Origin of the sequence: Flavobacterium sp. (genome assembly GCF_025352015.1) — a bacterium.
In the GTDB taxonomy this organism is placed as follows: domain Bacteria; phylum Bacteroidota; class Bacteroidia; order Flavobacteriales; family Flavobacteriaceae; genus Flavobacterium.
Window position 1 is genome coordinate 1 of sequence record NZ_JANXUG010000077.1, and the last position, 13,353, is coordinate 13,353.

Genomic DNA, 13,353 nt, shown 5'->3' on the forward strand with positions numbered 1-13,353 from the left:
GATATCCTTTGCGCTTACACCTTCTACATGTATAAATGATCGGAAATCAATCTTTACCTTATGCTTTTGCTGTAATTCAAAATAAGGAGAATTCTCTACTTTTGGTTCTGGCTGTGACACCAAAATTGTTTTCACTTTCAAATTTGACATTCTAATGTGCTAAATTTTTTGTAATCAAATAATATATAAAATAGTAGGGGGCTATTTCAAGAGTGCAAAGATACAAAATAAAATAAAACAACTTACCTATGAGTACGTTTTGATAAATCTTCAAGGAAATAAGATAAGTGTATACATTTATTGCCAAAATCACACTAATAATGCAGTAATATGAAATATTTGATGATGAACTGCTATAAAACAAATAAACAGTAATGGGCAATAAAGCGACGCCAATAAAAGTTCGGTAACTTACTTTCTGCAAATTAAATTGTTCTGCAAACTCTTCGATATTAAAAAAAGTTGCAACAATTTTTTCAATCAAAAATTTTGAGAGAATGAATACTCCGAAAAAAGTAAAAATCCTTAAAAATAATATCCAATCTGTTTTAGAAAAAGCAAAGAAATGACTTAAAACTAATTGTATAAAAAAGGAAAACGAAATAATTTGAACAAAAAATAAAAGAATGTTAAAGCCGCTCATTAAATGCGACGGGTCTTTGTATACTCTAATGTATTTATCTGAAATTAACACCCGTAAAAAATCACTAAACCGCGTTTCAAAAGCCGTTTTGGCAATTGCAATTAAAGCGAAACTAAATATAAAAAGATATGTTGCCCAATCCTTTGGCTCTAAAACTCGCGGCTGTAAAACAATTTCTATCATAATCTGGACAAAATTACTGATTTTTTATTTGTTAATTTATTATAAAATTATTAAGATACTGCGCTGATAAAAAGTTTATTTTTGCAACAAAGATTGACTGTAAAATATGAGCGACGGCATTGTAATTATTCCTACCTACAACGAAATTGAAAACATCGAAAGCATTATCCGCGCTGTGTTTTCTTTACAAAAAAACTTTCATGTTCTAATTGTAGATGACAACTCACCCGATACAACAGCACAAACAGTGATCAAACTTCAAAACGAATTTCCAGATCGATTATTTTTATCGGTAAGAAACATAAAATCAGGTCTTGGAACTGCTTACGTTCACGGTTTTAAATGGGCATTAAATTATCAGTATGAATACATTTTTGAGATGGATGCCGATTTTTCGCATAACCCAAATGATTTAGAAAAATTATACGAAGCCTGCCAAAAAAACGGAGCCGATTTGGCCATTGGTTCACGATATGTAACGGGCGTAAATGTTGTAAATTGGCCTTTAAGCCGAGTATTGCTTTCTTATTTTGCATCGGTTTATGTGCGCATGATTACGGGAATGAAAATCATGGATGCCACTGCTGGATTTATCTGTTATAAGAGAAATGTATTAGAAAAAATAAATTTAGACAGAATAAAATTCATCGGTTATGCGTTTCAAATAGAGATGAAATATAGAGTCTTTGCTAAAAATTTTAGCATAAAAGAAGTGCCAGTAATTTTTACAGACAGGACAAAAGGACAATCTAAAATGAGCGGAGCCATTATTAAAGAAGCTGTTTTTGGGGTGATTTACTTGAGATTTAGAAAATTTTTAAACCGTTTATAACTTAAATATGAACATTGTTTTAATTAAAAATGCCAAAATAGTAAACGAAGGAACTATCTTTGAAGGCGATGTTTTGATTGAAAACGAATTTATAGTTGAAATCGCAGCGTCCATAAGCCCAAAACATTCTAATTGTAAAATTATTGATGCTGAAGGAAGCTATTTAATTCCTGGAGCTATTGATGATCAAGTGCATTTTCGTGAACCAGGATTAACACACAAAGGCGATATAGCTTCAGAAAGTAAAGCTGCTGTTGCAGGTGGAATTACCTCCTATATAGAACAACCCAATACCGTTCCTAATGCCGTAACACAAGAAATATTAGAAGAAAAATATAAAATTGCTGCAAAGACTTCCTATGCCAATTTTTCTTTTATGATGGGTGGCACCAATGATAATTTGGAAGAAATTCTTAAAACAAATCCTCGAAATGTAGCAGGACTGAAACTCTTTTTAGGCTCATCAACTGGCGATATGTTGGTAGATAGTTCTGAAGCATTAGAAAAAATATTTTCAAATACTAAACTGTTGATTGCAGTTCATAGTGAGGACGAAAATACGGTGAAAGAGAATTTAGAAAGATTCAAATTACAGTTTGGCGATGACATACCCGTTAAGTTCCATCCCGAAATCAGAAGCGTCGAGGCCTGTTACAAATCAACGGTAAAAATCATCGATTTGGCTCAAAAAACGGGTGCTCGTTTGCATGTTTTTCATTTATCGACTGCCAAAGAATTAGAGTTGTTTACCAATAAAATCCCTTTAGAAGAAAAGCAAATCACCGCCGAAGTTTGCATTCACCATCTTTGGTTTTCAGACGTAGATTATGCAACCAAAGGCAATTTGATTAAATGGAATCCTGCCATAAAAACAGCTAATAACAGAGCAGCCTTGTGGGAAGCTTTGCTTGATGACAGAATAGATGTTATTGCCACAGATCATGCGCCTCACACCTTGGAAGAAAAAAAGCAAGTCTATACCAAAGCACCTTCTGGAGGACCCTTGGTGCAACACGCTGTCGTTGCCATGTTTGAAGCCAATCATCAAGGTAAAATTTCGGTCGAAAAAATAGTCGAAAAGATGTGTCACAACCCAGCAAAGATTTTCAAAATTGAAAAAAGAGGTTTTATCAAAGTTGGTTTTTATGCCGATTTGGTGATTGTAAATCCAGGATTGCCTTGGAATGTAAAAAAAGAAAATATTTTGGCAAAATGTGGTTGGTCACCCTTTGAAGGATACAATTTTAAATCCAGAATTACACATACTTTTGTCAACGGCACATTGGTCTATCAAAATTTTAAAGTAAAAGAAACTCCTTTTGGAATGCGTTTACTTTTCGACAGATAAAAAAATAATGATGAGAAAAAATGCAGTTATAATTTTATTCCTGTTTACAATTTTAAGTTGTAATAATAGTAGTTTAGAAAAGCCCAAAAACTTAATCGAGAAAGATAAAATGATTTCCATTTTATACGATATGTCGTTACTTGAATCTATTAAATCTCAAAATATTGCTGGAGGAATTAGCAGTAAAAAACCCAACGAATACATTTATAAAAAATATAAAATAGACAGCATCCAACTGCTCAAAAGCAATAAATATTATGCTGCTGATATCGAAGAATATAAAAAAATGTTCGAAGAGGTAAAAAATAGAGTAGACGAAGAAACAAAAAAAATAGACGGAAACAAAAAAAATCAAAGCACACCACCAAGTCCCGATGCGCCTCAAGTGCAGTAATTAAGCGTCATACAAAACCGCAACTTCTTTAATCACACTAGCCATGCTTTGAAATTCAAAATTCAGAGCATTTTTTATTTTGGTATTCAAAATTTTATCGTCGTGTAGCAAAGCGGCAACACTGTATTTTGACAACTTCCTTTTGGTTTTAAAAATTTTAGAAACCAACCAGTCCAGTCGCCATGCCGTGTTCAAAAACCATAGAGAAGTTTCAATTGTGGGTTTCTTGGTATTCAAATTTTCGGCAATTTCAAAAATGATTTCTTTAAACGAAATATTTTCAGCCACAGTAATAAATCGTTCGCCTACAATAGAACTTTCCATCAGTCCAATCATGATTTTCACCACATCAAACACGCCAACATATCCAGTCGAGCCATTGGTGTAAAAAGGAAATCCTTTTTTTACAGCCGAAAAAAACAAACCACTTCCTTGATGCCAAAAACCAGCACCAAAAATAACGCCTGCATTTACAATAACAACGTTTAAACCTTCTTGTTGACCGCGCCAAATTTCCATTTCGGCACCATATTTAGAAATGGCATAATCACTGTGCGCCGTTTCAGGATTCCATTCGTTTTCCTCCGTTATTTGGTTTTCATTTGGTTTACTATCGCCAAGCGCCGCCATAGAACTCACGTGGCAAAGTTTTTTTATGTTGTAGTCCAAACATAAATTCACAATGTTGGCAGTGCCTTCAATATTGGTTTTTCGAAGCGCGTTTTCATCATCAGGATCATAAGAAATCAAACCAGCACAATGATAAACATTCGTTACATTTTCAAAAGCCACGCCTAGCGAAGGAACATCAATAATATCAACCTCAACCCAATCAATTTTCGAAAACCAGGACTCCTTTTGATACAATGTAAAAAGTGCTTTCGTTTTTTCAATACACGCAACCTCTCTGTAAATAGCCCGAACAGCTGCTTCATTTTCTGCCAAATGCAGTAACAAATGTGCCCCAACTAAACCTGTTCCGCCTGTGACTAGTACCATATTGCGAATTTACAAATTCAATAATTAAAAAATGCACTTAACAAACCAATTTAAAAAAACTTTTTTTGAAACCCCTTTTTTTGCAAACATCCTGCTACTTTCAGCAAAGTGCTTTTGCAGCTATAACATTACTTTTACAAGTGTTGAAGTCTTAATCACAAAAGATAAAACTTCCAAAAGAGATAGCTCAATTAGTGCAAAAGTAGTCAGCAATTATAAAGCCCCTTTGATGATTTGTAAAATAATTTATATATTTTAAAATAATACGCTATTGAGTACCGTCAATCCACCCAATTTTGGGTGCAAAAATTGCTACTTTGTAACGTGTATATACGAGTTGGCAAACATTTTAAAAACAGCACTAAATGAAAATAACTTTTGACTCTAACATTTGGAGGAAAATAGCAACTCCTCAAAACTTTCCAAAAGATTCTTTGAGAGACATATATTTTCAAATAAATCAGGCTATAATATCAGGAAAAATAGAAGCTTACTTGAGTGAAACCATTTTTATTTTAGAGGCAATTAAAAGAATCGACAGAAAATATTTTTTCTAAACTTATCAATAGTCCAATTACAAATCCATATTTTTGATAAACAATTTGACAACAAAAGTTGACAACCTATTTCAGGAAAAGACAAACTGTCATCTCCTAAAAAAACTTGACACATTTCTAAACCCAAACTACTCACTGCAACGAGAAATCTACTCACTGCAACGAGGAAACTACACACTGCAACGGGAATATTTCTCGCTACAATAACCAAAACCCAACAACCAACAACGCATACTAAACGTTACAATTGCCAGTGCCAATACAATTGTTATCTTTGCCACTCAAAATCAAAATAATTTAACGCACCAGAATAAACCAAGTATAAAATGAAAAATTTAGTAGCAGAACTACAATGGCGTGGCCTTATTCATGATATGATGCCCGGCACCGAAGAACAACTCCTAAAAGAAATGACCACCACTTATATCGGCTTCGACCCCACAAGCGACTCGTTGCACATAGGAAGTTTAGTCCCCATTATACTGTTAGTTCATTTGGGCAACTTTGAGCACAAACCCATCGCGTTAATAGGCGGAGCCACAGGGATGATAGGCGATCCGTCAGGTAAATCAGATGAGAGAAACCTACTGGATGAAGTAACCTTAAAAAAAAATGTAGCCGGAATCAAAGCAGTTTTATTGCGCTTTTTAGATTTTAATGCAACAACACCCAATGCGGCACTTTTAGTAAACAACTACGACTGGATGAAAGATTTTTCGTTTATCAATTTTGCTCGCGATGTAGGAAAACGAATCACGGTAAACTACATGATGTCTAAAGATTCTGTAAAGAAAAGATTGACCGCAGACGGCGAAGGAATGAGCTTTACCGAGTTTACCTATCAATTAATTCAGGGCTACGACTTTCATCATTTGTATAAAACCCACAATTGCGTCCTGCAAATGGGCGGTTCAGATCAATGGGGAAATATAACCACAGGAACAGAGCTCGTCAGAAAGATGAACGGCGAAGGAGCCAAGGTGTTTGCACTAACGTGTCCGTTAATCACCAAAGCCGATGGTTCAAAATTTGGAAAATCCGAAGGAGAAAATGTTTGGCTCGACGCCGATAAGACTTCGGTATACAAATTTTACCAATTTTGGCTCAATACTACCGATGAAGATTCAGAAAAATACATCAAGATATTTACCTTTTTAGACAAACAAGTTATAGATAATTTGATTGCTGATCACAAGCAAGCGGCACATATAAGAGTATTGCAAAGAAGATTAGCCGAAGAAGTCACCACATTAGTTCATGGAAAATCCGAATTGAACAAAGCCATTCAAGCCTCCAATATATTATTCGGAAACGCCACTACAGAGGATTTAAAGCAATTAGATGCCGCTACTTTTTTAGAAGTTTTTGAGGGTGTTCCGCAAGCAGAAATTTCGAGAAACGAGATTGCAAACGGAATCAATATCGTTGCGGTGTTGAACGAAAAATCAGGATTTTTAAAATCTAATGGTGAAGCCAGAAGAGCTTTAGCAGAAAATTCGATTGCCGTTAATAAAGAAAAAGTAACCGAAGAATTTCAATTGACTTCAAACAATTTGATCAACAATAAGTTCGTGTTGTTGCAACGCGGCAAGAAAAATTATTTTGTAATAAAGGCTATATAACCATCAAATTACAACCTCTGATATCAGAATTATCAAAACGTCCAAGTATTTCAAACGAATTGTTAGCATATTTTTTCCCTAAATCTTGTGTAGCGATGAAAGAACACGAATTGATATTGGCTAAATCAATAACATTTACACCGCCAGTTTTTCCGTTATCAATTATAGTTAGTGCATCTTCAGTATCGCGAATTAAGAGTTGCATCCACGATGGACATTCAAAAATTCCGTTGCCCAACGAATAGGCTTGTGACAAAAGTTCGGTCATGCCATATTCTGAATGAATCGTTTGAACACCAAAACCATTGCAAAGAACTTCATGTAATTCTTCCCGAATCATTTCCTTGCGTTTGCCTTTCATGCCACCAGTTTCCATGATGATGGTGTTTTTGAGTTGGAAATTTTGTTGGTCTATCAAATCTAACAGAGCATAAGTTACTCCAATTAGAAGTAAATTTTCTCCGGACTTATCTAATTCAATGAGTTTTACAATTAATTCATCATAATTATGCAAATAAAAGCCACTGTTTTCATTGTTTGAATGCGCTATCAAATCTTTTACCATGTAAATCAAAGACGAACTACTGCGTTCTAAATAGGATGGGAGTAATGCTAAGACCACATAGTTTTCAATGTTTCCATAAAACGTTGAAAACGCATTTCGATAACTTTGTTCATATAAGGAAACATTGGTCACAAGGTGTTTGCTGGTAAGCATTCCGGTGGTGCCACTGCTGGTAAAAGTTTCCTGTACACTATCGTTATTGGATACTACCTTATGACTTTTAAAAAATTGAATGGGCAAAAACGGAATTTGTTGAAGCGATTTTACAATTTGAATATCGGTATCTAAAAAATCACAAAACTCCTTATATACCAAGCTGTTTTCATATTGAAATCGAAAAATCTTCAATGCTATTTTTTCAAATTGCTTTTGCGAAGAAATGGTGAATATGTTTTGAGCGTTTATCAATGCTTTTTTTACAAATATAAGTAACACTTTCATAGTTTCAAACCTAGAAAGTAGTTTACAAAAAAAGCCCTAACTTTCGTTAGAGCTTTGATATATAACAATTAAATTAGTTGATAATCAATTTTCTTGAAGCTGTTTTTCCTTCTTCAGTAATAGATACAATGTAAATACCAGTATGCAAACTAGACACATTTATAAAATTGTCAGTAGTTGTAGCATTCATAACTTGTTTTCCTAATACGTCAAATACAGTTACTGTTTTAGCACCATTAGCAGCTGTTTCTATAAATAATGTTCCGTTAGAAACTGGATTTGGATATATATTCAAACCTGCTATAGTGTTTTGTTTATCTCCAAGTGTCAAATTTAAAGCACTCAATGAAGTAACAACTCTTAATTCATCAATAATCATTGTTGGAGTTGTAGTGGCAGTATCTTGACGCAAAGTAAAACCTCCCAAAGTTGTAAAAGCTACCGCTGGATTTACACCTAAAGTAGGTGAGGCACCATTAGTAGGATTTAACCATAAAGATAATGAGTTTGAACTAAAATCATATCCAATAACAACATATACCACATCGCCAGCATTTCTTAATGTAGCATTATAATTGGTAGTAGTTGATGCAGCGTCAAAACCAATTTGATATTGAGTACCTACTTTTTTAACGAAAAGATTGGCTTTATAATTAGAATTAGAAGTACCTGTTACAGCTGCAATGTAGGTAGAACTTCCATCAGTTACATTTGTTAAATCACTAACATTCATTAAAAAAGCAGTATAGAGAGTACCAGACGTTGTTGGTGTAAATGACGTTGAGCATTCTGCTCCTGTTCCAGAAAAAGTCGCTGAATTTCCAGTAGAGCTAACACCTGTATAAGTCAAGCTACCTGCTGCAACTGTAACAAAATCACCGCTATTAAAATTGGTCCATTTCTGTTCAGCTCCCAAAACATTACCTACTGTATAAGGAAAAGACTCGCTATAAGGTAAAGTGTTTACAATTTTGCATTCTGGAGCTGTTACACTAACCGGATAAGAACATACCCCTTTTGTAATAGATACATTTATATTAATTCCTTCAGAAACACCAGTAATAATTATGTTTCCAGCTGCAACTGTATTTGGATTATCTCCACCAACTGTCCCTGCAGAAGAAGTAATGGTGTAAGTTCCAGTTCCGCCACCAGTGTATGGTATTGTTGTAGTGTACGTATCTATTCCAGACGTTACAGCATCGCAAGCTGTATTTGTAGTTCCTAAAACTAATGTACATGCAGGATTAAAATTAATAACTTTTACATCGTCAATTCTAATTTGACCCAAAACTGCCGGTTGCGAAAAACGTAACGACAACGTTGAAGAAACAGGCAAAATTCCACCTGGTATAGAAACTAAAGTCCAAGAAGCACTTGTGTTATTTGTAAAGGTTATTGGAGTCCACGTAGGAGTTGCCGCACTCGCGTTGGTACTGTATTCTACAACCACTTGCACTGTGGCAAATAAAGCCGTTAAATAACCAAATGATAATCGCAGATTTGCAGAGGTGTAACCAGTTGTATTTATTCCGTCAATTTGAAAATATTTTCCAGCTGTAGCAGCTAAATATGCATTTCCGCCTCCTGATGCACCTGTGTAGGTTGATGATGCCGAAGACACTCTAATATCTCCGTTTCCTGAATAAACAATAGGAGAACTATTTTGAAAAGTAGCTGGTGCTGTTCCTGTTATGTAACTTGCAACGGTTGTCGTTGCTGTGGGAACACCCATGTTTTCAGAGTAAAGGGTTTGACCAAATGACACTGAAGAAATAACCAATAATAATAAAGAGTAAATTTTTTTCATTTTTTTTAAATTTAATTAGCTTACAAATATAAGCACAAATTCTTTTCGTAAAAAAAATAAACTTAAAAAAATGGTTAAAATTTTGTTACCTCAACAATAACAACTATCTGATAATAAGTTTTCTAGTAGCAGTGGTTTCTCCTTCGGTAATTTTTATGATGTAAACTCCAGGAGGAATTGAAGTTATATTTAGTTCTCGTGAGGAAATCGTGGTTTGCAATACTTTTTTTCCTAAGACATCAAAAATAATAACGTCTTTATCATTATTGGTTTTTGAGGTAATATAGATTTTACCACTGTCAACAGGGTTAGGATAAAATCCTAAACAATCATTGCTTTGTTGTTTACCTTCTTGTGCTGTCATAGCATGTGTGAACAAGAAAAAAATAAAAAGTAGAATAAAGTAGTTTTTAGTCATCATTACAATTTTTTATTATTACAAATGTATAAAAAACATTTCAAATAGTATACCAAGATATTAAAATCATAAATATTTTTACGGATGATTTAACATTTGATTCTAATTACAAAAAAAATATTGTTATGTAAAGTTGTTGTTATCTAAATTCTCTGTATTATTAACTTATTATCTAATTGTTAAGAGATTAAATTACTGTTAACTCGAATTTCATTTATCATTTCATTTTTAAATTATCTTTACATTTACAATCACAAAATAATTGTGTCCATTATGAAAAAGAAAGACATTAAAATTTTATTAGTAGATGACGAACAAGATATTTTAGAGATTGTAGGTTATAATCTTACTCAAGAAGGATATCAAATTGTAACCGCTGCTAATGGGAAAGAGGCCTTAATCAAAGCCAAAAAAGAGTTGCCGCAGCTCATTATTATGGATGTGATGATGCCTGAAATGGACGGTATGGAAGCTTGCGAAAACATTAGAAAACTTCCAGAAATGAGTAACGTTATCATTGCTTTTTTGACAGCAAGAAGCGAAGATTATTCTCAAGTAGCTGGTTTTGAAGCTGGTGCCGATGATTATATTACAAAACCCATCAAACCAAAATTATTGGTCAGTAAAGTCAAAGCCTTATTACGTAGGTTGAAAAGTGATGAGCATGCCTCTGAAACACTCAATGTTGGCGGTATTGAAATTAATAGAGAAGAATATAAAATTATCAAAGACAATAAGGAAATTATACTTCCCAGAAAAGAATTTGAATTGTTTTACCTTTTAGCTTCAAAACCTGGAAAAGTTTTTAAACGAGAAGAAATTTTAGATAAAGTTTGGGGAAGTGAAGTCATTGTTGGAGGACGAACCATAGATGTTCATATTAGAAAACTCCGCGAAAAAATTGGAGAAGACTTATTTAAAACAATCAAAGGTGTTGGCTACAAACTAGAAGTGTAAATGAAAATTAAATTCAAGAAAACATACACCTTTGCATTAGTTTCAGCATTATATATTACCGTTTTTTCGACAGGTTTTCTAGCTATTTTGTTAAGGTTTTTTCTTAAGTTTTCCGCACTAATGGTATTGGTTTTTGGATTATCAATTGCTGTTTTTTCGTTTTTTGTAATTCAATATCGTGTCGAACGATTCATTTATCAAAGAGTAAAAAAAATATACGACGATGTTTCCCTACTCGAATTAACTTCGTTTCGAAATCAACCCATCACAACCGATATGGCAACCTTAACCCAACAGGTTAAAAAATTTGCTACCGATAAAAAACTCGAAATAGAAACCTTAAGAGTTAGAGAAGAATACCGTAGAGAATTTTTAGGCAATGTGTCTCACGAATTAAAAACACCATTATTTACAGTACAAGGCTATCTTTCTACCCTTCTTGACAGCGCTTTAAACGACAAAAGTGTTCGAAAAAAATATCTAGAACGTGCCGAGAAAGGTGTTGAGCGATTAGTATATATTGTAGAAGATTTAGACATGATTTCTAAACTTGAAATGGGAGATGTCAATCTTGAAATCTCAAAGTTCAATATAGTAGAACTGATTCAAAGTGTATTTGATTTACTCGAAATGACCGCCGATAAAAAAAACATTATATTAATGTTTGACAGGCGTTACAGCAGAGCCGTAAATGTTTTTGCCGATCAAGAAAAAATTCAACAAGTACTTTCAAACCTTGTGATGAACTCCATAAAATATGGTAAAGAAAATGGAACCACCGAGGTAACTATCGAAGATCTAATAGACGACAAAATTATTGTCAGAATTCGGGACGATGGTGAAGGAATAGAAAAGCACAACCTTCCGCGGTTGTTTGAACGTTTCTTTAGAGTGGATAAAAGTGGTGCAAGAAGCGAAGGCGGTTCTGGTCTTGGTCTGTCTATTGTAAAGCACATAATAGAAGCCCACGGCGAAAAAATTTATATCGAAAGTGAATTTGGCAAAAGTTCCGAATTTTCATTTACCCTCGAAAAGGATAAATAATTGTTTCCAATGTATTTCTTTTTCTACTTGAGGTAATCCTTTGTATAATTTGATTTCTTGCAAATTTTCAATTACAAAATCTTCTTGCCTTGCATACGGTACAAAGTTTTTTCTTTTCAATCTTTTTGCTAAATATTCTTGTTCAAATTGTCCTGGTGTTGGGATGAAAAAAGCCTTTTTTCCTAGTTTTGCTAAGTCCATAATAGTGGTGTAACCAGAGCGGCAAAGCACCATTTCACTTTCGTTGATTGCAGTTTCAATTTCTTGCGTTGTCATAAAATTGTAATAGGTTACATTTTGTTCCGGTTCTATTTTTTGTTCCGATTCAAGTACACCTTTTACGAATAGTATTTTTCCGCCAAATAAAGAAATTTCATTTTTGAGTTTTTGTTCCAAATACGTGCGCTGTGTCTCGGGACCAGAAAGTAGTATCATCAAATCATATTGAATAGGCAACGCTTTCTTCTCCAATCGGCTTAATGGGCCAAGGTATTTTAAGTTGAGTTTATGTTTTTTTAGATGGCCCAGTTTTCCAGTCAGATTAGAGTTTTTTTCTAGATCAGGAATCCAGCATTCGGTAAATTTCTTGATGAAATGTTGATGCAATTGGCTCGAAATCCAAGTTGTTTTTCCAGAGAGAACATTCAATTGGTGCGTCATAAACACACACGGAATTTCTTTATTATAAACGCCCAAACGATTGTCTGAAATAATACCGCAAAGATTATATTCCTGAATCCATTTTTTGACGATTTTCTTTTCAGATAAAATAGTGTCAATCATTTTTGGAATGTTCTTGATGAGTTTCCATTTAAAATCGGCACCATTTTTGGCATATTCAATGTCGTATGACGGCAATTCCAAAGCTTGTAAATGCGGAAATTCTTTTTGAAGTATTTGCAATGCAACACCATCGGAAGCCAAAACGGGTGTAAAACCATTTTTCTCCAACTCACGAATAATAGGAATGCAGCGCGTGGCATGACCCAAACCCCAATTCAGCGGTGCTACAAGAATGTTTTTTTCAGATTTTTTCAAGTAGTGAAATTACGAATTTAACATTGCAAAGTAAAAAAGATTTCGGATAGTTTATATTTCCTTAATTTTACCAAAAAATTAAGTTTGTGGGGAGTAAGAATAAATTAAAGCGGTTTAAGGAAAACGAAACTTTTGAAAACGTTTTTCAACCAACAAGGGAAGAAGTTGTATGTGGAGAATTTTCATTAAAAGGAAAATGGAGTTCAGATTTTTTCAAAAACAACAATCCAATCATCGTTGAGTTAGGCTGTGGCAAAGGAGAATATTCAGTAGGTTTAGCCGAAAGGTGTCAAGAAAAAAACTTTATCGGTATTGACATAAAAGGTGCTCGATTTTGGCGTGGCGCGAAAACCGCTCTTGAAAATGGGATGTACAATGTAGCTTTTGTAAGAACCCAAATTGAGTTAATCAATTTTATATTTGCCGAAAATGAAGTAGACGAAATATGGATTACTTTTCCCGATCCGCAAATCAAATACAAACGCACCAAACACCGAATGAC

14 protein-coding genes and 1 pseudogene are annotated in these 13,353 nt (G+C 33.9%); 8 read left to right on the forward strand and 7 right to left on the reverse strand.

Features of this window, described 5'->3' with window-relative positions; all coding sequences use genetic code 11:
- Both Q0Q96_RS07600 and Q0Q96_RS07605 read right to left on the reverse strand, forming a co-directional pair.
- Window positions 1–141 (reverse strand): annotated as a pseudogene (locus tag Q0Q96_RS07600) (uroporphyrinogen-III synthase); the annotation flags it as partial.
- A gap of 10 nt (window positions 142–151) precedes the next feature.
- Entirely contained in the window at window positions 152–826 is a 675-nt protein-coding gene (locus tag Q0Q96_RS07605; protein ID WP_293873197.1) for a DUF4271 domain-containing protein, read from the reverse strand.
- Window positions 827–932: 106 nt separating this feature from the next.
- Here Q0Q96_RS07605 and Q0Q96_RS07610 point away from each other — a divergent pair, with 106 nt between their 5' ends.
- From Q0Q96_RS07610 to Q0Q96_RS07620, 3 genes are read left to right on the forward strand one after another with little or no spacing between them, the layout of a single operon-like run.
- Window positions 933–1,658: a polyprenol monophosphomannose synthase gene (locus tag Q0Q96_RS07610; protein ID WP_293873199.1), complete on the forward strand. Its 726-nt coding sequence runs from the start codon at window positions 933–935 to the stop codon at window positions 1,656–1,658.
- A gap of 7 nt (window positions 1,659–1,665) precedes the next feature.
- A complete protein-coding gene (locus Q0Q96_RS07615; protein WP_293873201.1) occupies window positions 1,666–3,006 on the forward strand; it encodes a dihydroorotase in 1,341 nt (446 codons plus the stop codon).
- Window positions 3,007–3,013: 7 nt separating this feature from the next.
- A complete protein-coding gene (locus Q0Q96_RS07620) occupies window positions 3,014–3,400 on the forward strand; it encodes a DUF4296 domain-containing protein (RefSeq protein WP_293873203.1) in 387 nt (128 codons plus the stop codon).
- Here the strand turns inward: Q0Q96_RS07620 and Q0Q96_RS07625 are convergent, their stop codons facing one another.
- Entirely contained in the window at window positions 3,401–4,399 is a 999-nt protein-coding gene (locus Q0Q96_RS07625) for an NAD-dependent epimerase/dehydratase family protein (protein WP_293873205.1), read from the reverse strand.
- Between the two features lie 365 nt (window positions 4,400–4,764).
- Here Q0Q96_RS07625 and Q0Q96_RS07630 point away from each other — a divergent pair, with 365 nt between their 5' ends.
- Complete coding sequence (locus Q0Q96_RS07630) at window positions 4,765–4,956, forward strand: hypothetical protein (RefSeq protein ID WP_293873207.1); 192 nt, start codon at window positions 4,765–4,767, stop codon at window positions 4,954–4,956.
- A gap of 326 nt (window positions 4,957–5,282) precedes the next feature.
- Window positions 5,283–6,578: a tyrosine--tRNA ligase gene (gene tyrS, locus Q0Q96_RS07635; RefSeq protein ID WP_293873209.1), complete on the forward strand. Its 1,296-nt coding sequence runs from the start codon at window positions 5,283–5,285 to the stop codon at window positions 6,576–6,578.
- On the opposite strand, the gene Q0Q96_RS07640 is transcribed toward tyrS, so the two are convergent.
- The 3 genes from Q0Q96_RS07640 to Q0Q96_RS07650 form a co-directional block, all read right to left on the reverse strand.
- Window positions 6,571–7,551 carry an acyl transferase gene (locus Q0Q96_RS07640; RefSeq protein WP_293873221.1) on the reverse strand — a complete coding sequence of 327 codons (981 nt, stop codon included), beginning with the start codon at window positions 7,549–7,551 and terminating at the stop codon, window positions 6,571–6,573. The two genes, tyrS and Q0Q96_RS07640, sit on opposite strands and share 8 nt — an antisense overlap.
- Before the next feature lie 106 nt (window positions 7,552–7,657).
- Window positions 7,658–9,394, reverse strand: coding sequence for a T9SS type A sorting domain-containing protein (locus Q0Q96_RS07645; RefSeq protein ID WP_293873211.1), 1,737 nt, complete (start codon window positions 9,392–9,394; stop codon window positions 7,658–7,660).
- 103 nt (window positions 9,395–9,497) lie between these two features.
- Window positions 9,498–9,815 carry a T9SS type A sorting domain-containing protein gene (locus tag Q0Q96_RS07650; RefSeq protein ID WP_366069171.1) on the reverse strand — a complete coding sequence of 106 codons (318 nt, stop codon included), beginning with the start codon at window positions 9,813–9,815 and terminating at the stop codon, window positions 9,498–9,500.
- A 270-nt stretch (window positions 9,816–10,085) separates the two neighbouring features.
- Here Q0Q96_RS07650 and Q0Q96_RS07655 point away from each other — a divergent pair, with 270 nt between their 5' ends.
- On the forward strand, window positions 10,086–10,769 hold the full coding sequence (locus Q0Q96_RS07655) for a response regulator transcription factor (RefSeq protein WP_293873213.1): 684 nt from the start codon (window positions 10,086–10,088) through the stop codon (window positions 10,767–10,769).
- A complete protein-coding gene (locus tag Q0Q96_RS07660) occupies window positions 10,770–11,813 on the forward strand; it encodes an ATP-binding protein (protein WP_293873215.1) in 1,044 nt (347 codons plus the stop codon). It abuts the gene before it with no gap.
- Here Q0Q96_RS07660 and Q0Q96_RS07665 read toward each other — a convergent pair.
- A complete protein-coding gene (locus tag Q0Q96_RS07665) occupies window positions 11,787–12,851 on the reverse strand; it encodes a glycosyltransferase (protein ID WP_293873217.1) in 1,065 nt (354 codons plus the stop codon). The genes Q0Q96_RS07660 and Q0Q96_RS07665 overlap by 27 nt on opposite strands.
- Window positions 12,852–12,937: 86 nt before the next feature.
- Between Q0Q96_RS07665 and trmB the strand changes: the two genes are divergently transcribed.
- Window positions 12,938–13,353: tRNA (guanosine(46)-N7)-methyltransferase TrmB (gene trmB / locus Q0Q96_RS07670; RefSeq protein WP_293873219.1), on the forward strand; the 416-nt coding region annotated here is incomplete at its 3' end.

What these genes read in the sequence shown, in the direction of transcription:
- Q0Q96_RS07615 (WP_293873201.1), top strand. Translation starts at nt 1,666, where the DNA reads ATGAACATTGTTTTAATTAAAAATGCCAAAATAGTAAACGAAGGAACT.
- Q0Q96_RS07660 (WP_293873215.1), top strand. Translation starts at nt 10,770, where the DNA reads ATGAAAATTAAATTCAAGAAAACATACACCTTTGCATTAGTTTCAGCA.
- Q0Q96_RS07605 (WP_293873197.1), bottom strand. Translation starts at nt 826, where the DNA reads ATGATAGAAATTGTTTTACAGCCGCGAGTTTTAGAGCCAAAGGATTGG.
- Q0Q96_RS07645 (WP_293873211.1), bottom strand. Translation starts at nt 9,394, where the DNA reads ATGAAAAAAATTTACTCTTTATTATTATTGGTTATTTCTTCAGTGTCA.
- Q0Q96_RS07610 (WP_293873199.1), top strand. Translation starts at nt 933, where the DNA reads ATGAGCGACGGCATTGTAATTATTCCTACCTACAACGAAATTGAAAAC.
- Q0Q96_RS07620 (WP_293873203.1), top strand. Translation starts at nt 3,014, where the DNA reads ATGATGAGAAAAAATGCAGTTATAATTTTATTCCTGTTTACAATTTTA.
- Q0Q96_RS07650 (WP_366069171.1), bottom strand. Translation starts at nt 9,815, where the DNA reads ATGATGACTAAAAACTACTTTATTCTACTTTTTATTTTTTTCTTGTTC.
- Q0Q96_RS07655 (WP_293873213.1), top strand. Translation starts at nt 10,086, where the DNA reads ATGAAAAAGAAAGACATTAAAATTTTATTAGTAGATGACGAACAAGAT.
- tyrS (WP_293873209.1), top strand. Translation starts at nt 5,283, where the DNA reads ATGAAAAATTTAGTAGCAGAACTACAATGGCGTGGCCTTATTCATGAT.
- Q0Q96_RS07625 (WP_293873205.1), bottom strand. Translation starts at nt 4,399, where the DNA reads ATGGTACTAGTCACAGGCGGAACAGGTTTAGTTGGGGCACATTTGTTA.
- Q0Q96_RS07630 (WP_293873207.1), top strand. Translation starts at nt 4,765, where the DNA reads ATGAAAATAACTTTTGACTCTAACATTTGGAGGAAAATAGCAACTCCT.